This is a genomic window from Amycolatopsis sp. NPDC052450, assembly GCF_044547565.1.
In the GTDB taxonomy this organism is placed as follows: Bacteria; Actinomycetota; Actinomycetes; order Mycobacteriales; family Pseudonocardiaceae; genus Amycolatopsis.
In genome coordinates this window covers 431,763-451,476 of the sequence record NZ_JBIUAQ010000001.1, presented here as the reverse complement: position 1 = coordinate 451,476, position 19,714 = coordinate 431,763, and the positions used below count along the sequence as shown (strand labels likewise).

Sequence of the window (19,714 nt, the reverse complement as noted above, 5' to 3'; positions counted from 1 at the left end):
GAAGATCCATGGCGAAGCGGCCGCCCAGTTTTCTGGTGACGTTGCTGCGTCGCGGCGCGCCCGCGCTGGCCACGGCGACGAGCGAGCTGTCCGACGAGGTCGGCGACCCGACACCGATGCGCGCGCTCCGGCGGATCCAGCAGATGTCCGGTCCGATCGACACGGCGCATCGCGACAACCTGTTGCTCAGAGCCGCCCGGTATGTCGCCCTCGTCCCGTTGGTCTACCGGCTCTTCGCGGTGCCCGGCGCGTTCGGCGTCTACGTCTCCACGCACGGCATGATCGGGATCGGCCCGGTCGGGCTGGTGGCACTCGGGTCGGCCGCGCTCTCGCTGTACGGGATCCGGTGGATGCTGCGCTCGGCGCCGTTCCGCCCGCAGCACGCCGTCCGCCTGCTGGCGCTCGACCTCGTGTTCACGCTGCTCGCGCCGCTCGCGGTGGGGGCGCTGGTGCCGGCTTCGGTCTTCACCGAGGCGATGGCGGTGCCCGGCAAACACCTGCTCGGCGAGGTCGCGTTGCTGGCGCTGGCGCTGGGGATGCCCGCCGCCGCGGCGCTCGCCCTCGTCAGCTTCCCGGTGCGGATGCTCGCGTCCCTGTTCGGCACCGGCCGCGCCGCGCCCGGCGACGCGATGGCCACCTTCCCGTCGATCCTCGGCGTGCTCTTCACCGCGAGCGGCGCCCTCGTCCTGATCGGGCTCGGCACCCGGCTCGCCCTCGCGTACGGCATCCGCAACGGCCGGATCGCCGAACGCGCCCGCCAGCACCGGATGCTGCACGACTCGGTGCTGCAGACCCTCGAAGCGATCGCGCTGGCCGACAAGGGCGACGCGGCCGCGCGACTCGCGGAGGTGCAGCGGCTGGCGCGGGCTCAGTCGATGGAACTGCGGCGGACGATCGAGAACGAGGCTTCGCAACGTTCGGAGGCCGGGTCGCGGCCGCTGGGCGAGAAGCTCGCGTCGCTGGCGGCGGAGATGGCGCGCGACGGCCTCCGCGCCCAGCTCGTGATCGCCGAACTCGACGACGACACGCTTTCGGAGGTCCGGCAGATCGCCATCCGCGACGCCGTCCGCGAGTCCCTGCGCAACACCCTCAAACACGCCGGGACGGACCAGGTCGTCGTGCGCGTCGAGGAGCGGGAAGGCGGCGTCACGGTGATCACCCGCGATCACGGTGCCGGGTTCAGCATCGACTCCCGGCCCGCCGGATTCGGGATCAGCGAGTCCATCACCGCCCGGCTGAACGAGGTCGGCGGGACCGCGAGGGTGGAGTCGGCTCCGGGCAATGGCACCAGAGTCACCCTTTGGGTGCCGTTCTGACGGTAAACAGGAGAACATGAAGAAAACGGACGTCCTGGCCGAAGCGCTCACCGCGTACCGCGACGGTGACCGGGCCAAGGCAGCGGACCTCGCCGAGCGCGCCGGATCCACGCTCGGCCGCGAACTGCACCGGTACCTGACCGAGGGCGGCGGCGGAGGGGTGTACGACCAGCCCGCCGCGTTCACGGCGTTCATCCGCGGCGGCGGGAACGTCAAGCTCTACCGCGTGCTCAGCGCCATGCTCGCCCGGCGCTACGGCAGCGTCGGCTCCCTGCTCGACCTCGGCTGCGGCGACGGGCTCGCCGTCGTCCCCGCCCTCGAACAGGCGGACCGGCAGCCGGGCCGCATCGACCTGGTCGAACCGTCGAGCGCGCTGCTCGCGGAAACGCGCAAGCACCTCGGCGGCATCCACGGCCTGCACACCTGGGACGCCACCGCGCAGGAGTTCCTCGCCCGCGACCACGACCGGCAGTGGCAGCTGACGCAGTCGACGTTCGCGCTCCAGTCGATCCCGACCGCCGAGCGCACCGAGGTCCTCCGTGCGCTCCGGCCGCGCACCGCCTGCCTGGTGCTGGCCGAGTTCGACGTGCCCGAGTACGACGAAGACTCCGCCGAATACCTGCTCTCCCTGGTCATCCGCTACGAACGCGGGATCTCGGAGTACGGCAAGGACGCGTCGCTGGTGGCGCAAGGGTTCCTGCTGCCGATCCTGCTCGGCCTGGTCAGACCTGGGGCGGACCGAACGAACTGGGAGCAGCCCGCCACCGACTGGGCTTCGCAGCTGAAGGAAGCGGGCTTCACCGGCATCCGGATCGAGCCGCTGGCGGACTACTGGTGGTCGCCCGCGGTGCTCATCACCGCTTCCTGAGTTTGGCTACGTTGGGGGAATGGGGATCCTGCTTTCCGCGCTCGAACTCGCCATCGTCGAGGACGGCCGCGCGGCCACCGAAGTACTCGCGTCGACGGTCGACGTCACCGGAAAACTGGAGGAACTGGGGTATCACCGCGTCTGGATCGCGGAACATCACGGCTCGCCCGCCATCGCGACGTCCTCGCCGCCGGTGCTGGCCGCGCAGCTCGCCGCGGTGACGTCGTCGATCCGGATCGGTTCCGGCGGGGTGATGGCGCCGAACCACGCCCCGCTCGCGATCGCCGAGCAGTTCGCGACGCTTTCGGCGTTGAACCCCGGCCGGATCGACCTCGGCGTCGGGCGCGGCCCCGGCACGTTCGACGAGAAGATCATCCGCGCGCTGCGACGGGGCGCGGACCCGGCGACGGACGACGAGTACCGCGCCGACGTCGCCGAGTTGCTGGATCATCTGGCCGGGGAGAGCGGGATCCGCGTGCTGCCGGGAGAGGTGCCGACGCCGCAACCGTGGCTGCTGTGTTCCAGCGCGGCCGGTGCCTCGCTCGCGGCCGAACTCGGCTTGCCGATCGCGGTCGCGCATCACATCCGTCCGCAGCACACGGCCGAGGTGCTGCAGGCCTATCGCGCGAATTTCAAGCCGTCACGGTGGCGCGAAAAGCCGTACGTGATCCTCTGCGTCGAGACGATCTGCGCGGACACCGACGCGGAAGCGGCCCGTCTCGCCGGACCGTGCGCGGTGATCAAGTCGTACCTGCTCAAGGGCGAAGGCGGCGACCTCGCCTTCCCGACCCCGGAACAGGCGGCCGCGCACGAGATCGCGCCGGAATCGGCCGAGCTGGTCGCACAGTTCACCGCCGTGCAGGCACACGGCGGGCCGGAAAAGGTGGTGCGGTCGCTGAAGGACCTCGCCGCGGCCACCGGTGCCGACGAGCTGATGCTGACGACACCGGTGTACGACCCGGCGGCGCGGGCCCGGTCCTACGAGTTGGTCGCCAAGTCGATTTAGCCTCCGAGAACCCGCATTCAGAGGACTAAACGCGAGAGAGCGCGCCGGTTTCGAGGTGCTGGGCGAGCGGCCGCGGCAGAACATAGGCCACGGCCCCGCCCGGCGTCCCGTTCCACGGCGCGGTGATGCCGGTGACCACGCGCAGCGGCCGCAGGACGCGGTACAGGCGGCGCTCGCGTTCGCGGTCCGCGGCCAGCGACGTCTCGATGAACCGCGCCGCTTCGGCGTGCACGAGGTTGCCGGTCTCGTTCCCGAACCGCTGCACCGTGGTGCCCGCCGGCAGGACGACGATCCGCTTGCGGCGGAAGAAGTTCAGCGGCGGTTCGCCGCGCAGCGGCAGGATCGGCCAGTCGGCGGGGTTGTCTGCCTCCTCGTTCGCGCCGATCGTTGCCCGTGCCGGGTACAGCAGCAGGGTGCCGAGGAAGAACCGCGCCGCCTCTTCGAGTTTGGCGAACGCCACCGGCTCGTCCGTCGGCGGACGCGAGACCTCCCAGCCGCTCTCGGTGCGGCGCAACGTCCACAGTCCCGGCTCCGGGACCGCGTTCGCGCCGATCCGGTACGACGTCGGCGCGACGCCGTGTTCGGCCAGACGCTGGTACAGGACGTCCAGCACCTCGACGGCCCGGATGTCGCGGGCCGGTTCGCCGTCGCGTTCGACGCGGGTGCGGATGCTTTCGTCCGGCAGGTCCGCGGCGGTCTGCGGCGGCCGCGGCTTGCCGACGATCTCCGCCTCCGCGGTCGCCCGCACCAGCTCGCCGACCAGCGGCGGCCGGAAGGCGGCGGCCCGGATGTGCTCGACCAGCTCCGGCTCGGGCGGCACGCCGTATTTCCGCAGGTAGTGCGGCACGGCCGCGGGCCAGATCCAGACGCCGTCGGTGTGGAAGGCGTTCGGCACGTCCGGCGGGCCGTTCGGGGTGAAGATGTCCGGCTGCGGACCCGGCCGGGTCAGCGCCACCGGCGAGCGGAAGAGGTAGTCCAGAACGCCGCGCATCATCTCCGGCGGCACCGGCGGCCGGTTGACGACCGGCCGTTCGCCCTCGTTGTGCGCGTCGACGACCTTCGCGTGCCGGAACACCACGTCCAGCGGCAGGCCCGCTTTGGCGGAGAGCCAGGCCGGGACGTGCTTCTTGTCGCGCGGGAAGATCGCGAGTTCGGTCGCGTACGCGCGCGGCGACGGCTTCCCGCCCTCGTTCGGCGCCAGCCGCCACGTGGGTTCCTGCTCGGCGTCGAAGTCGAAGTCGAAATGCGACTCCGAGTCCAGCGTGAAGGTGCCCTGGAACCAGGTGCCGGTCTCGGGCTGGTTCATCGCCGCGCGCAACCGCGCGAACAGCGAACCGAGCTCCGGCGGGGCCGCGATCGACACCGACACCGGGCCGTTGCCCTCGTCGCCGACCGAGCGGACCTCGAGTTCGGAGTAGTCGCCGACCTGCCGGAACTGGGCGCCGACCCGCTGCCAGCCCGGCGGCAGCACCCGCAGCAGGGTCCGGCCGATGGCGCGCAACAGCGCGGCCTGGTCACCCGTTCCGGGCTCCGGCCGGGCTTCCGGCGTCTCGGCGAAGTCGTGCCTGGTCTGCCACAACGCCGTCAGCCGCGACGGCGCGGCCGTGGTCGAGAAGTCCGTCAGCCCCAGCTCCGCCGCGCGGGCCGCGTCCTCGCCCGCCCAGCGCAAGGTCAGGTCGCCGCCGCCGGTGCTGGGCGCGATCTGGAAGTGCTCGTCGTCGAACCGGCCGTACGACTGGAGACTGAAGGTCGCGCCTGCCTCGCCGTTCAGCACCACGCGGGCGGGCCGCCCGTTCCAGTCGCGATCGAACCCCTCAGGCGCCGCTTCCCCCGGCGGCGCGATGAGCAGCAGTGTGCCGTCTTCGGTCGACCGCTGGGCCGCGAAGACGGTGTCCCCCCAGACGGCGTACAGGCCATCCGGCCGCTCCGCCGCTTGTACCCGGTAACGCACGATGTGTCCCCTCCCCAAGTTCCCCAAACCGGAGGTAAATCTAGTGGGCCGGATAGCGGGCGTACCACCGGTCGTCACCCGGCGCGTTCCCGCCGAACTCCGCGAGCGCGTCGTCCGCCAGCTGTCCGATCACTTCGCTCAGCTCCAGCTCCACGAGCCAGCTCGTCTCCAGCTCTTCCTCGCCGTACATCGCGCCGACGAGGTTCCCGCAGACCGATCCCGTCGAGTCGCTGTCACCGCTGTGGTTCACCGACGCGAGCAGCGCGACGTTCGGGTCCGTGGTGGTCAGCGCGACGTAGACCGACATGGAGAGCGCGGTTTCGCCGACGTTCCCCTGCCCGAGCGTCTCGAGCTTCTCCGGCGTCGGAGCCCCTTCGTCGGACAGGGCGAGCGCCTGGTCCAGCGCGACGCTCTGCTCCTCGTGCCCCGGGTACTTCTCCAGTTCGGCACGGGCGGTCGCGAGGGCGCCGAGCAGCGGTTTCCCGCGCAGCAGTTCGTGCACGATCACCGCGAAAGCACCCGACGAGAGATACCCGCTCGGGTGACCGTGCGTCAGCGCCGCGCTCTCGGCGCCGAGCCGGAACACCTCGGCGAGGTCGTCCGACCACAGCGCGACCGGGGCCGCGCGCATGATGCCGCCGCAGCCCTTCGAGTTGTTCACCGGCTTGGCCATGCCGGCGCGCACTCCCGTCTTCCCGTACGCCTCCAGCTCGCTGAAGCAGGTGAGGCCGGGCGCGCGACGGCTGAACAGCTCGCGGTTCGTGATCAGCCAGCCGTCCGGTTCCGGGCTCGTGTTCTCCGGGCCGCGTGCCCGCTCCCACGAGACGCCCTGGGTGTGCAGCCAGCGTTGGTAGGCGAGTTGGAGCGACTGTTCGACAGGTTCAGTGCCGTGCGCGGTAGCAAAGGTCCCCTGCTGCCTCCGGCCGCTGAAATGAGCCCTGATCAGGCCTTCCACGGTGAACAGCGTCATCTGGGTGTCGTCGGTGATCCGCCCGAGGCCGCCGTACGCGGGGATGAGGCCGGTGATCCCGGCCGGACCGGCGATCTCCCGGATACGGTCGATCGAGTCGAACTCGGTCTTCGCGCCGAGCGCGTCGCCGAGCGCCCCCGCGTACAGGCTGCCGCGCAGCCGCGACCTGGTCGCCGGATCCTGAAGCCACTCGCGCATTTCTCTACTTGTCTCCTCGTGGGTACCGGTTCGCGTCCCAGCGTCGCCGCTCTTCGGGTTCGCGGGGCAGGCCGAAGCGGTTGAAGAAGTAATAGGCGTCGCCCGCCATGGCGTCGACGACACCGAGGCCGGGATACGCGGCGAGCCAGGCCTTCGGCAGACCGGGCACGGTGAGCCTGGCGCCCACCATCGCCCCGGTCAGCGCGCCGGTCACCGCGCCACCACGAGCGGCCAGGGCGAGCGCCGCCTCGGGGTCGTGGCCCCGTTTGGCGGCGGCGAACAACGCCCTGCCGAGCACCGAAAGCGGCGTCCTGCCGTCTCCGATGCTGTCGAACTGTTCGACGTCATCGCCGTCAGTGCCGTCAACGTCATTCCGGAGGTCGAGCACGGTCTTGACCAGGTCGCCGACCTCGCCGCTGTACTCGTCGAAGCCCTCGAGGAAGTTCGCGACCGCCGGTTGGCCGTCACGGGCCGCGAGCTGCGCGCGGAACAGGTTGACCAGCAGCTCGGCGCCGTGGACGACCTCGTGGCCCGCCGCGGAACCGACCAGCTCGCGGACCACCTTCATCGCGTAGAACGCGCTGTCGGCGGGACCCTGCACGCCGCCGGTCACCGTCGCGGCGAGCGCGGTCGCCAGCATCGCCGAGAACTCGGCGGGGGGCGGGCCCGCGCCTTCGGTGGCCTTGGCGACCCAGCCGTCCGGCCGTCCGCCCGCGGGCAGCGACGCCGGGATCTCGGGCTTGTCCGGAGTCGGGTCCAGGCCGCGGATCACCGATTCGGTGTGGAACAGCAGCTGCCGGGTCAGCCCGCCGAGTGGCAGGCCTTCGGCGGGGTCCGCGCCCGAGCCGAGCGCGTCTCCGAGCGCGAAGCCGACGTACGCGCCGAGAAGCCGGGGGTACGCGAAGCTGCCGACGGGAAGCGTCGGGTTGTAGAACTTCCCGAACGTCCAGGCGACCGGGCGAGGTTCGCCGTTGTCGTAAAAGTGCGTCACCAGGCCGTTGGCGAACAGGTCTTCGGGCAGCTCCGGCAGCGGACGGCCGTCGTGCTTCGCCCGGGAGCGCTCGAACGACAGCGTCGCGGCCCGCGTGTAGCGGGCGAGCTCTTCGCTGCTCAGGGTGTAGCCGTTGTCGCGAGCCTGGTCGACGAGACTCCGCAGGTTCGCGACGGCGGCGCCGTCGTACTCCCCGCTGAAGTAGGCGGGGCGCCCGACCGACTCGGGCCGCTCGGTTCCCGCCGGGAGTTCGAGGTCGGCGACCTGCCGCAGCGTCTCCGGGTAGATGTGGAAGGTCTCCGGCCGTCCCGGGTTGACCAGCAGGCCGACGCCGGGGTTGTCCTTGGCCCGCCGCAGCAGCACGCGGGGCTGGACTCGCTGCCACATCGTGTACTCCGACGGCACCCGCGCCTCGGAGGTGTAGACGACGAACCGCGCGCCCGCGTCGCCGAAATCGCGGACCTGGAGGTGGCCGTCCTTCGCCGGGGCCAGTACGTCGAGGTCGAGCATCCAGTGGACGAACTCCTCCGGCGTGATCCACTCGACGCGCAGATAGCCGAGCAGCGTCTCGACGGGGCTTTCCGGTGCCGGGCGGCCGGAGAACCGCGGCCCCGGCCGGTGATCCGGGTTCGCGCGGACCGCGCCGGTCGGCTCGCCGTAGAGCGTGTGCTGCTCCCAGCGCAGGATCGCCGCCTTCGGGACGGGCAGCCCGGGGACCGCGTCCGGATCGAACTCGGGATCGGCGACCTCCGCCCACCGGGTGAAGGCGTCACTGTCGTCGCCGCCGCCCGCCGCCGAAACCGCCATCAGCTCCAGGTCGAGCCGGATCTCACCGCCGTCGTCCGGCACGAACGCGACCGGGCTGGGAAAGAGGCCCATGCCGGGGTCGGTCCCGTCGAGCCAGCCGACGGTGTTGTAGGTGACGTTCCAGCCGCCGGTCGCGCGCACGACGTAGTCGCGGCGCACCCGCAACGCGCCGGTGCCCTCCCCGCCGCGGCCCGCCAGCCATTCCTCGACCCGGCTGACGGCTTCCTCTTCGTTCATCGTCCCCATTTCGTTCACCAGCGGGGATACCGCTGGGCCCAGCCGTCGACCTCGTGCAGCGCCGAATGGCGGTCGAAATGCCAGAACGCGTCGGTGGCGATGTTCTCCACCAGGTAGCGCAGTTCCAGCTGATCGATCCACTTCTGCGGCAGACCGGGGATGCCGGTGCGGGCGCCGAGCAGCGCACCGGCGATGGCGCCGGTCATCGCGCTGCGGCCAGAGTGGTTGACCGCCCGCAGCAGCGCCTGCTCCGGGTAGTTCTCGAAGCCGGACAGCGCCGCGAACGCGCGTCCCAGCACCGAAAGCGTGCCCTTGCCGTCGCCGATCAGCTCCGGGATCCGCAGATCGGGCAGACCGTGCTTGCCGAAGAACGGCACCGATTCCGCGACCATCGCCTTCAGATCCGTCCAGACCGGCCCCCGCTGGTGCGGGTTCTGGTCGCTGAAGATCTCGCGGGAGATGTTCCAGACCGGGTAGCTGAACGCCTCCGAGGTCAGCGCGGGTTCGAACAGCCACGTCAGGTAGGTCGCCGCTTCGACGTCGACCTCACCCGGATGAGTGACCGAAACGAGGTCGCGCACCGCCTGGCGGACGCCGCCGCTCATGGCGGTCCCCGGTCCCGCCGCGGTCATCGCCGCCGGCAGCGCCGCGACCAGCGCGTCCGGCCCGCTCATCGGCATCGCCGTCGGGGAAATGGTCGCCAGCGCGTGGTAGGCGTTCAGTTCGGCGTCGTCGGGGGTCCGGCGGACGCGCAGTTCCGGCACCTTCACCAGCCAGCCGTCGGCGTTTTCCAGCGGCGCGCCCTGGGTGTGCAGCCAGCGCATCAGCGAGTTGCGGGCGACCGTCCCGAGCGCATGTTCGGCGGAGCGGTTCTCCGGCTGCTCGCGATGCGGGCTGCGGATGACGGCCTCGGTGTAGAACAGCAGCCGCTGGGTGAGCGGCCCGATCCGGCCGGGCAGGTCGAACGCGACCGGCAGCTCGGTGACGCCGTCCGGGCCGTAGGTGTTGTGGATTTCGTCGAGCCGCATCCGGTCGACAGCCGCTCCGAGCGCCTCGCCGAGCGCGAAGCCCACGTACGCGCCCGTGACGCGTTGCCAGCCGTAGCGCGAGCTGGAGCGGTCTCGGTCGAAGTACTTCCCGAAGGTGTCCAGACGCGGCTGGATCTGCCCCTCGTTGTCGTAACCCGGCGCCAGCCCGTTCGCCCGCAGGTCGTTCGGGCGGGCGCGCGGCGGTTCCGGCTGCTTGAGCCGCGCCAGCCACGACTGGCCGAGGACGGTCTTCTGGCATTCCTCGGCGCTCAGTTCGAACCCGCGGCGTCTCGCCCGTTCGGCGGCGGCCAGCGGCGGCTTCACCGGTTCGGACAGCCCCATCTTCGTGGCGGTTTCGGCGGCGAAGGTCTCCAGTTCCGGATCCGCTTCCGGGCAGCGCTCGTAGACGTCGACGCCCGGGCCCCGGCGCGGGAACCGCTGGGCGGTTTCGGCGAGTTCGGCGCCGCTGACGTCCTCGAACGTCGCCGGGCCGCCGTTGATCACGAGGTTCGGCGGGCTTTCGTACCCGGCGAGGGTGGCGATGTCGACCTTCCAGTACCCGTGTTCGCGGGACGGGAGGTTCCTGGTCGAGCTGAACACCCGCAGTTCGGCGCGTTCCTCGTTGAAGTAGAACCGCTCCGTCTTGCCCGACGCCAGGTCCACCGGGACGTAGACCTCGCAGCGCAGCAGCCCGATGAGCAGCTGTTCCCTGGTCAGCCAGCCGACGCTGGCGAACGACAGCAGCGTTTCGAGCCTGTTCTCCGGCTTCGGGTAGCCGCGGCGGACCGGACCGGCCTTGTACTCGGGATTCTCCCGCTCCTGCCCGGTCTGGACGCCGTCCGCGTTGACCTGGACCCAGCCCGCGACGACCGCGGGCGGAACCCCGAGGTCACCCAGTCCGGCCTTGGCGTACTCGGGGTCGACGACCTCGCGCCACGCCTCCTGGCCGGGGAACACGACCGGGACGCTGAGCCCGCCGGGCTGCGGATGCGCCTGACGCAGTTCACCGTCCGGTTCACGGACGATCACCGACGGCGGCGGGAAGATCTCCTTCTCGGCGTGACCCTCGTCGAGGAAGGCGATCGTGTTGTAGGGGACCGACCAGCCCTCGGGGATGCGCAGGACCTTCTCGTGGTTCACGCGCAGGCCGGCGCCGCCCGGTTCGGACACGTCCGGACCGTGGACCGCGCGCAGCCACTCTTCGACCTTGGCTACCGCTTCCGCCGATTCCACCTACTCGATCCTCTCCAGGCTGCCGTCGGACACGTGCTCGGCGATGGTCCTCGGGAGCACGTAGGCCACCGCCCCGCCGGGCATGTTCGCCCAAGGGACGGTGACACCGATGATCACGTGGAGCGGGCGTCGCAGCCGGTAGGTCCCACCGACGCGCTCCCGTTCCAGCGGCAGGGACGTCGTGGCGAACCGTACCCCTCCGTGGTGAACCAGATTGCCGGTTTCCTCGCCGAACCGCAGTACGACCGTACCGGCGACCATCCGGCTGACGCGCTTGTTACGGAGCAAGGTGAGGGGAGGCTCACCCGGCGCCGCCTGCACCGGCCAATCGGCGAGTTCCTTCGCCGTCTCCAGAGGCGTCTCGTGTCCGGCGGTCATCCGCGCCGGATGCAGCAGGAGAGCGCCGAGAAGCTGGTGAGCCGCGTCGTCGAGCTTCTCGAAGTACTTCGGTGACACCGGGTCGCCGCCCGAGTAGGCCGCGACTTCCCAGCCCTTCTCGGTGAAGTTGAGGCACCAGGCGCCGTCCGCGCGGTCGCCGATGCGGTACGCCTCCGGCCAGACGCCGTGCTCGCCGAGCCTGCTGACCAGCACGACCAGGAGCTCTTCGTCGGTCAGGGCCGGATTCGGTGCCGTCTCCAGCTCCGCGGCGATGTCGCCTTCGGTCTTTTTGACGTCGGAGCGGCCCGGTTTCGGCCTCGGTTTGCCGAGCAGATCCGCCTCCGCGGTCCGCCGCACGAGGTGTTCGACGTACGGCGGCTGGAACCGCTGGCCGCGAATGTGCCCGACCAGCTCCGGCTCCGGCGGGATCCCGTATTTCCGCAGGTAGTGCGGCACGGACGCGTGCCAGATCCAGGTGCCGTCGGTGTGGTAGCTCTCCGGGACGTCGCCGTCGGCCTCCGGATCGAAGATGTCCTTGCCGAGACCGCTGCCGGAGAGGATCGCCGGTTCACGCTCGAGGTACTGCGCGACCAGCGGCGCTTCGGATTCGTCGAGCTCCGGTCTGTCCACCACCGGTGGCTCGCCCTCGGTGTACGCGTCGACGATCCGGGCGTGCCGGAACTCGACGCGCAACGGCAGCTGCGCGCGCAACCGCCACCAGTCCGGGACGTGTTCGTCCTCGCGTGGGAACGCGGCCAGCTCGTCCGGGTACGCCGAAGCGGGCGGAGTCCTGGTCCACGCCGGTTCGTCGTCGAGGGTGAAGTCGAAGTCGAAGGTGCCGTCGGGCTTGAGCGTGAACCGCGACTGGAGCCAGGTCCCTCGGCCGGTGACGTACATGCCGGTGCGAAGCCTGCCGAAGAGCTCGTTCAGCTCGGGGGCGGGCACGACATTGTGGCCCTCGAGTTCGGTGTGCTCGCCGGCCTGCCGGAAATCGGCGGCCGCCGGCCGCGCCGCGTCGGCGACACCCGAGCGGATGAGCTTGCCGATCTCGACCAGCAGCCCGCGTTGCTGGTCGGAAGTCAGTTGTTCCACGTGAATCATCGCGCCCGGTTCGGGAAACGTGGTTCCGCCCGGAACGACGGCGGCTCCCCGGCGGCGCGGCGGGCCAGCTCGTCCTCCCACATCTTGAAGGTGCGCTTGCGCAGAGACTGGATCAAGGCCGATTCCGGTGGTTCCACGCGGCGGTTTTCGCGCTTGGCCTGCGCGTACAGGCCGTCGATGGTCTCGTAAAGCGCGAAGATCGGTCCGCCGCCCTTGAGCTCGTAGGCGCGGGCGCGCTCGGTCTCCTGGACGAACTTCTCTTCGGACACCTTGCTGATGTCCGAACTCGCCATCGCCCACATGACCTCACGCACGTGCTCCGGCTTTTCGTCGAACTCGCCGGTGCTCAGGTTGAGGAGAAAGCCGGTCAGGCCTCCGTCGGGGGTCGACTCGACGCGGTAGGTCTTCCCGAAGTACGTGTAGAAGGACGGCGTCTGGATCACGTGTTCTCCTCAGGAGGCAGGCCCTTGCGGAGACCGGCCATGAACTTCTCCCGGACCCGGTCCATCAGCGCCGCTTCCAGCAGGGCCTGTTCCGGGGACAACCTCTTCTTGTTGTTCTCGTCCAGTGTCCGGTTGTACGTCGGGAAGTCACGGCGGACCTCGTACAAGGCGTGCTCGTAGGCCGACACGGTGTCGATGTGCTTCAGGTGCAGCCGCAGTTCGGCGACGTGCCCGTTCGGCAGCCGGACGTTCATCTGCAGATCGCGGTACCCGCTGTCCTGCGGATTCGCGAACCGGTCGTCGAAGCTGACGATCCGGAGATCCGGATCGTCCATCACCGCGTTCAGCGCGTTGTAGACGTCGGCCAGCGTGTCGAACTGGATCTTCACGCCCACCAGGTCGGTCAGTTTCGACGCGTCTCCGTCGTAACCCGCGATCTTCGCCTTCGCGCGGTCGTCGTCCTTCGGACCGGGCCTGCCCGACGCGTCGCCGTTGTTCTCCTCCGCGATCCGTTCGGCGATCCGGTTGAGGTCGCCCTGGTTCTGCGGCCACGCCTCCCGCTCGGCGTCCAGGAACTCCTGGATCTTCGCGGGATCGCCCTTGTCCGCGCGATCGAAGCCGGCGTGGTACTGATCGCCGGGCTCCACCTCGGCGGCGATATCCGCCGCCGCGTTCGCGAGGTCCCGCTGCTCCTGGGTCAGCGGAGTGTCGCCGGGACCGTCCTCACGGACGTCGTCGATCATCTGGAAACCGCGCTCCTCGACGTCACGCAGGGCGTCTTCGAGGATCGGGATGGCCTCCGGGTGCAACAGCAGGCTGCCGATGGTCATCGGGTTGTTGAGCAGCGAAGCCCGCAGGTACGCGTTGTCCGGATGCTCCATCAGCCGGACGAGTTCCGGATGCGCGGGCAGGTGCTCGCGGATGAAGTCCCGCATCGGCCCGACGTCGTGCTTGACGCCGTTCTCGTCCTCGTGAACGGCCCGCTTCTTGTCCGGGTCGAGCCCGTCCACCGCGGCCGCGACTTCGGGATCGTTCAGGAACCGCTCGCCCTCGGCCCGGTTGTGCTGGGCCGGCTCGTCGTGCGCCATGCCGTAGCCCGCGTCCACGATCGGACGGCCGTCCGGCCCGATCCGCGACGGCGGCACGTCGGGCGTGTCGTCCCTGGCGAACGCGATCCGCGGGTCGACTGGCCGCGTCGGCGAGGTCTCCGTCCGCGTGGTGTGCGCGTCGGTGTGCTGCGCGGCCGGGCCCTCCGGGACGCCGACGTGCATCAGCTTCATGCTCAGCGGCGGATGCGGCAGGTTCATCAGCGCACCGGACTGCGGGTCGATGAAGGCGACGCCGTCACGGGTGTTGGCCACCATGGCGACGTGGCCGCGCTCGACGCCGTTCTCGTCGAGGTACTTCACCGCGACGACCGCGTGGTGATCGGTCGGCATCCCCCGCATCTCGCGGATGACGGTGTCGTAGTCGGCGCGGTCGGAGAACTGCCCGCCGAACCGCTCCTCGACGTGTTCCAGCGTGCCGCGGCTGTCCATCTCGTGCACCAGCAGCGGATCGGCGGTCGAATCGATGCCGTTCAGCCGGTCCATGTACGCGCCCGGCGTGCGGGTGCAGTTGGACCGGTAACCGTTCGCCAGCGCGTCGGGGTCGTTGAAACGCGGGTTGACTTCGCCGAGCCGCGGGTGCCGGTCGGCGATGTACGCGGCCTGCTGCGCGGGACTCGCCGAACCGGCGTGGATCGCCGGTTCGCTCGGCGGGTTCGTCGCGACCGCCAGCGACGAGTAGTCCCGCTCGGGGACCGGCAGTTCCATGGTGTCGTCGGTGGCCGAGTGGTCCTGAGCGGGCTGGTCGCCGTACTCGGGGCCCTTGTCGGCGTCCGCGACACTGTGCTGCGCCGGGTTCTCCGTGGTGACGTGCGGAGTCTGCGGCTCGTCGAAGCCGCCGAGGCGCGCCATCGACTGCGCCTGGGCGAGACGCGCGAGTTCCGGCGCCTCCGCGGCGTGCCGGGCCCGCCGCTCGTCCATCTTCTGCTTGGCGGTCTCGGCGTCGAGGTACCGCGGGTCGGGGGGAACGACCTCTTCGGCGTGGATGACCCACTTCGGCCGGTCGACCAGCGGCGGAGTCTTGAACTCCTTGCTGTGCACGTAAAGCTGCGTGGCCGGCTTGTTGATGGCCTCGTTCTCGCGCGGGTTCTCGGCGAGCGACGAGACGTCCTTGCCCGTCTTCGAGACGATGTGGATCTCGACGTCTTCGCCGAACTTCGACTTCGTGTCCGGCGACGTCTTGATGGTGGAGCTGGTCATCGTCGGCTCGGGGACGGTCTGGCCGGGCTCGTAGTGCGCCGCCATGATCGCGGCGGCCTGCATGTCGCCCTTGGTGTCGATGCCGCGAATGGCCTCACCGTGGAAGTCCGGCAGCTCGTTCAGCGCGCCGACGATCGCCCGGGTGCTGCGCTGGGCGTTCTCGAAGTCGGGGTGCGATTCACCCCGGCGGTTCGCGTCGTTGATCGCGTACGCGTGTTCGCGCGAGTACGAGTAGATCGCTTCGGCGGCTTCGGGCGAGACGCGGTCTTTCAGCGGGCTGGCTTCCAGCCGCTTGAGCGCCTTTTCGCGGGCCTGCTCGGCGTGGTCGGCGTTGTCGTAACGGTCACGGAGGCTCTTGTGATCCTCCGGCGTGCCACGGAAGTTCTCGTCGCCGAGGTAGCTCTCGTCGATTCGCCTGGGTGCTTCTTCCGGGCCCTTGAGCCGGTCGGCGATGTCGCCCTCGGTCTTCGGCGCCTGCTCCTGAACCGGCGTTTCGGCCTCAGGGGACTTGTCGGTGTGCGGCGCTTCCGGCGTGTGCGGGGCATCGCCGCCGCCCATCGGCATCGCCTTGATCGACGTCGGATCGCCGGGCAGCTCCGCGAGCCGTCCGGTCATCGGGTCGGCGAAGACCACGCCGTGCGGCGTGTGCACCGCGGCGACGATCCGCGTCTCGATCCGGTCCTTGGACCGCGGCGAACCCTCCGGCGCGTTCGGCTCGGCGGCGGCATGATGCTCGAACGCCACCGCGGTCCGCGCGCCGACCGGACGTTCACCCAGCTCACGGGCGACGTCGGCGAAGTTGTTCCGATCCGACCACTGCCCGCCGAGCCGGTCGCTGACGTGCTGCAACGGCGAACCACCGGTCGACGGCCCGGCGACCGAGTCGCCACCGTTCATCCGGTCCTCGAACGCGACCAGCGACTCGGCCGAGTTCGTCTGGTAGCCGTCCTTCCACGATTCGGGCGCGTAGTAGTTGCGGGTGTTGGCCTCGCCGATCGCCGGGATCTCGTCCATGAGCAGCCGCACCTGCTGGTGCGGTGTCTCGGCCGAACCGGCGTGGATCACCGGCGTCCCGCCCTCGTCGAGCGGCTTCGCCAGCTCGGACCAGCCACCGTCGGGAACGTGCTCCCTCGGCTTGGGGATGTCCTGGACCGGGGCGTCGGTGGCGTCGACCCAGCCGCCCTTGCCGTCGGCCAGCTTCGTCTCCAGCCCCGCGAGGCCCTGGCCCTGGAACAGCTCCGGGTGGTCGCGGCGCAGCTGGGCTTCCTGCTCGGCCGCTTCCTGCGCCAGCCGCTCCTGCACGGCGTTGTTGTACTCACGCCGCTCGGCGACCTTCTGGTGGACCTCGTCCGGGCTCAGGTGGCCGTCTTCACCGGCTACGACCTCTTCGCATTCGACGATCCACTTCGGCAGGTCGTTGGGCGAGCCGTCGTCCAGCCGCTTCTTGTAGTCGGGGTGATCGGGATGCCCCGGGCCCATCTTGACGTCGGTGACACGCAGCTGCGTCGCCGACTTCATCAGCACTTCGCGTTCGTCCTTGATGGACGCGAGGTCCTCGATGTGGCGTCCGGTCTTCGACTGGATGCGCATCTCGACTTCGCCGGGGAAACTGCTCCGCGGATGGTCGGGGGTGACCCGCGACGTGCTCAGCATCTGCGGGTCGACGATGACCTGACCCCTGGCGTGCGCTTCGAGGAAACTCCGGATCGCGCTTTCGTTGCCGTTGAAGTTCACCCGCCGCGAGACGAGGCCCTCGTAGGCGGGCATCTCGTTGAGGCCGGAGGTGATCGCCTCGATATGCGGCCGGAGCGCGTCCAGCTCCGCGCCGCCGTGACGCTGGGCGTGCGTGATCCGCTCGGCCATGTCGGTCCGCGTGTAGCTGTGGACCGCGTAGGCGCCCTGATCCGACATCTCCTTGACGCGCGGATCTTCGTGGGCGTCGCGTTTGGCGAGACCCTCGCGGCGGACCTGTTCGCTCCGCGCTTCCCCGGTCTCGTTGTCGAAACCGCGTTTGTCGATCTGCGTCTCGGCGAGCGCGCGGTAGGCGGCGGGGTCGTCCGTGTGGAAGTCCGGATCCGTCAGATACGGCTCGTCGCCGGTGGTGCCGACGTCGTCGCCGGCCCTGTCGTCGGGCGTGACGTCCTGGGGCGTCTCGGTGTCCTTCGGAGCCTCGACGTCCTTCGGCGTCTCGGTGTCCTTGGGGACGTCGGTGTCCTTGGGCAGCTCGGTGTCCTGAGGTGCCTGCCGCGGCGCCTCCTCCACCGGCCGCGTCGGGGGCTGCTGCTGCTGCGGGGGACGCTGCGGCTGCTGGGTGCGGTCCTGGGGACCCGCGTTGCCGTCGTGGCCGGGGCGCGGTGCCGGGACCTGCGGCGGACGTTGCGGACCACCGAAGCGCGGCGGCTCGGCACCGGGCGGCATCGGCCGGCCGGGGTGCTGTCCGGGACGGCCCGGCTGACCGGGGTGATGGCCGGGCGGAGGCGGCATGGGGCCGCGGTTGCCGGGGAACGGACCGTTGCCCGGATGCGGGGGCCGCGGCGGATGACCGGCCGGACCACGATTGCCCGGCGGCGGACCGGGCGGAGGCGTCTGCGGGCGCGGCGGGACCCCGCCGTTCGGGCCGGGACCCGGTCCCGGCCTGCCCTGATACCCCTGAGGTGGTCGCGGCGGGCCCTGCGGTCCCGGCGGTTGTGGCGGTTGTGGCGGTTGCTGAGGACGCTGTCGCGGCCCGCGGTCCTGCGGATATCCGCCCTGACCGGGATGCTGCTGCGGCGGCTGCGGTCCGGTCGGACGCGGGCCCATCGGACCGGGCTGACCCTGCGGTCCGCGCGGCGGCATGGCGCCGGGAGGAGGCGGCGGCGGAGGCGCGAAACCACCCGGAGGCGGCGGCTGCATCGGCTGCTGGCCCTGGAAGGGCATCGGGGCGGGCGGCTGGTCGAAACGCGGCTGCTGCGGCCCGCCGTTGCCGGTGAAACCCGCGGCCTGGACGCCGTCGTTCGGCCGGACGGGCCGCGACGGATCGTGGCCGGGAGGCGGGAAACCGCCGGGAGCCGGACCGTTGCCGGGCGGGTTGCCGCCGGGCGCCATGCCGTATCCGCCCGACGGAGTGGGTGAGCTCGAACCTGGGTTCGACGCCATGCCGTACCCGCCCGAGCTCGACGGCGCACCCGTGGAAGAGGAAGCGGCGGGCGGCATCGCGCTGGACTGCGAGGGCCCCTGCGACGGGCTCGGTGCCGGACTGGAGCCCGGTCCCTGCGACGGGCCGGACGCCGGTCCCTGTGACGGGCTGTGCGAAGGACCTTGCGAAGGACTGGACGCCGGTCCCTGCGACGGACTCTGTGCCGGACTGGAGGCCGGTCCGGACGCAGGACTGGAGGACGGTCCCTGTGACGGGCTGTGCGAAGGACTTTGCGACGGGCTCGGTGCCGGACTGGAGGCCGGTCCCTGCGCCGTGCCGGACGCTGGGCTCGACGCCGGTGCCGGACTCCCTGCGGGTGTCTGGGCAGCGCCCGCCGCGGGTGCCTGTGTTTGGGCGGCGGGTGCCTGCTGCTGATTCGCCGCAGCGGCCTGCTGCTGACCGGAACCGTTGTCCGCGGCGGCCGCCGGGGCGTTCTGGTGGGTCTGCGGCGCACGCTGACCGTCACCGGTGTCCGCCGGGCGTTCCGGGGCCTGCGCCGACGACTGGCTGACCCGGTCGCCGTCCGCCGTCCGCTGCGGGCCGCTCTCGGAACGCGGCTGCGGATCAGCGGAACTCCGCGGCGAAGAGTCACCGTCCGAACCGCGGCTCGAAGCCGCCTCACTGTCCGAAGTGGACCGTGACGAGTCCGGCGAAGTGTCCGGCCGCGAAGAAGAACCGGAATCCCCCGTATCCACATCCGGCGTGGAAGGACCGTCGCCCGCCGTGGCATCGGGCGTGTTCGCGGCCTTGATGTCGCCGATCTGGCTCTTCGCCCCGTCGACACCGCCGCCCACGGCTCCGCCGGAAGCGCCCATCAGGACGTCCTTGGCCGAAAGCTTGTCGAGGTCACCGGTGACGGCGGCCTGCCCGACCGTGCTGGCGACGCCTTCGGCCGCGCCGCGTACGGCGCCGCGCGCCGCGCTGTCGACGATCTGGCCGCCGACGCTGTCGGAAAGTCCCTTGGTGGCGCCCTTGCCGATACTGCTGCTGCCCGCGCCGACCACGCCGTCGACGGCACCGCTGATCGCGGAATCCTTGGTCTTGCCGAGGTCCCAGCTGTCGCGGTCGCCCTTGGCCATCTGGAGGCCCTGGATACCCGCGTCCATGGCGAGGTTCATCGCCGTGTTCTGCAGGACCTCCTTGCCGATCTTCTTCAGGCCCTCCTTGAGGAGTTTCTCGAGGAGTTCCTTCGCGACCTTCTTGAAGCCTTCCTGCGCGAGCTTCTGCATCAGCTGCCGGAAGATCATCTGGACGGTCATGCGGGTGGCGATCTGCGCCGGCGCGATCCCGGCCGTCGAACCACCGAAGGTCACCGCCGCGGCCGCGATCATCGCGACGATCTGCGCGGCGAGGATCACCAGCGAGATGATGATCATGTACTTCGTGTACTCGACGTCCAGCGCGGTGGCGTTGCACGAGTCGCCGAGCGCCTTCGAAGAGTCGGCGAGCGATTTGAAGTACGCCTCGTCGCCCTCGACGAACTTCTTCCATGCCTCGGCGAACTTCTCCGCGCCTTCACCGGTCCAGCCGCCGAGGACCTCGGTGGCGCCCTTGGTCGCGGTGTCGGCGATCGGCTGGACGGCCTTCGAGGCGTTGTGCCAGGCGTCGCGCAGTTCGCGGAGTTTGTCCTCGTCGCCTTCGGGCCAGCTTTCCCCGACGACGATCGGCAGGAGCCATTTGACCGCGTCGGGCATCTCCATACCCAC

General features: G+C 70.6%; 10 protein-coding genes. 3 read left to right on the top strand and 7 right to left on the bottom strand.

Features of this window, described 5'->3' with window-relative positions; genetic code table 11:
• Window positions 1-8 precede the first annotated feature (8 nt).
• The 3 genes from ACIHAO_RS02200 to ACIHAO_RS02190 are packed head-to-tail and all read left to right on the top strand — an operon-like array spanning window position 9 to window position 3,190.
• Window positions 9-1,316 carry a sensor histidine kinase gene (locus tag ACIHAO_RS02200; protein WP_396554343.1) on the top strand — a complete coding sequence of 436 codons (1,308 nt, stop codon included), beginning with the start codon at window positions 9-11 and terminating at the stop codon, window positions 1,314-1,316.
• Between the two features lie 16 nt (window positions 1,317-1,332).
• Entirely contained in the window at window positions 1,333-2,184 is an 852-nt protein-coding gene (locus ACIHAO_RS02195) for a class I SAM-dependent methyltransferase (protein ID WP_396554342.1), read from the top strand.
• A 19-nt stretch (window positions 2,185-2,203) separates the two neighbouring features.
• Entirely contained in the window at window positions 2,204-3,190 is a 987-nt protein-coding gene (locus ACIHAO_RS02190; protein WP_396554341.1) for an LLM class flavin-dependent oxidoreductase, read from the top strand.
• 25 nt (window positions 3,191-3,215) lie between these two features.
• Here the strand turns inward: ACIHAO_RS02190 and ACIHAO_RS02185 are convergent, their stop codons facing one another.
• From ACIHAO_RS02185 to ACIHAO_RS02155, 7 genes are read right to left on the bottom strand one after another with little or no spacing between them, the layout of a single operon-like run.
• Window positions 3,216-5,141 carry a TNT domain-containing protein gene (locus ACIHAO_RS02185; protein ID WP_396554340.1) on the bottom strand — a complete coding sequence of 642 codons (1,926 nt, stop codon included), beginning with the start codon at window positions 5,139-5,141 and terminating at the stop codon, window positions 3,216-3,218.
• A gap of 40 nt (window positions 5,142-5,181) precedes the next feature.
• Complete coding sequence (locus ACIHAO_RS02180) at window positions 5,182-6,309, bottom strand: ADP-ribosylglycohydrolase family protein (RefSeq protein ID WP_396554339.1); 1,128 nt, start codon at window positions 6,307-6,309, stop codon at window positions 5,182-5,184.
• A 4-nt stretch (window positions 6,310-6,313) separates the two neighbouring features.
• Window positions 6,314-8,353 carry a YrhB domain-containing protein gene (locus ACIHAO_RS02175; RefSeq protein WP_396554338.1) on the bottom strand — a complete coding sequence of 680 codons (2,040 nt, stop codon included), beginning with the start codon at window positions 8,351-8,353 and terminating at the stop codon, window positions 6,314-6,316.
• A 5-nt stretch (window positions 8,354-8,358) separates the two neighbouring features.
• Window positions 8,359-10,605: an ADP-ribosylglycohydrolase family protein gene (locus ACIHAO_RS02170; protein WP_396554337.1), complete on the bottom strand. Its 2,247-nt coding sequence runs from the start codon at window positions 10,603-10,605 to the stop codon at window positions 8,359-8,361.
• Window positions 10,606-12,075 carry a TNT domain-containing protein gene (locus ACIHAO_RS02165; protein ID WP_396554336.1) on the bottom strand — a complete coding sequence of 490 codons (1,470 nt, stop codon included), beginning with the start codon at window positions 12,073-12,075 and terminating at the stop codon, window positions 10,606-10,608.
• A gap of 5 nt (window positions 12,076-12,080) precedes the next feature.
• Window positions 12,081-12,527: a hypothetical protein gene (locus tag ACIHAO_RS02160; protein ID WP_396554335.1), complete on the bottom strand. Its 447-nt coding sequence runs from the start codon at window positions 12,525-12,527 to the stop codon at window positions 12,081-12,083.
• Window positions 12,524-19,708: a toxin glutamine deamidase domain-containing protein gene (locus ACIHAO_RS02155; protein ID WP_396554782.1), complete on the bottom strand. Its 7,185-nt coding sequence runs from the start codon at window positions 19,706-19,708 to the stop codon at window positions 12,524-12,526. The genes ACIHAO_RS02160 and ACIHAO_RS02155 overlap by 4 nt, the downstream gene beginning before the upstream one ends.
• Between the last annotated feature and the right edge of the window lie 6 nt (window positions 19,709-19,714).

What these genes read in the sequence shown, in the direction of transcription:
- ACIHAO_RS02200 (WP_396554343.1), top strand. Translation starts at nt 9, where the DNA reads ATGGCGAAGCGGCCGCCCAGTTTTCTGGTGACGTTGCTGCGTCGCGGC.
- ACIHAO_RS02195 (WP_396554342.1), top strand. Translation starts at nt 1,333, where the DNA reads ATGAAGAAAACGGACGTCCTGGCCGAAGCGCTCACCGCGTACCGCGAC.
- ACIHAO_RS02190 (WP_396554341.1), top strand. Translation starts at nt 2,204, where the DNA reads ATGGGGATCCTGCTTTCCGCGCTCGAACTCGCCATCGTCGAGGACGGC.
- ACIHAO_RS02180 (WP_396554339.1), bottom strand. Translation starts at nt 6,309, where the DNA reads ATGCGCGAGTGGCTTCAGGATCCGGCGACCAGGTCGCGGCTGCGCGGC.
- ACIHAO_RS02175 (WP_396554338.1), bottom strand. Translation starts at nt 8,353, where the DNA reads ATGGGGACGATGAACGAAGAGGAAGCCGTCAGCCGGGTCGAGGAATGG.
- ACIHAO_RS02155 (WP_396554782.1), bottom strand. Translation starts at nt 19,708, where the DNA reads ATGGAGATGCCCGACGCGGTCAAATGGCTCCTGCCGATCGTCGTCGGG.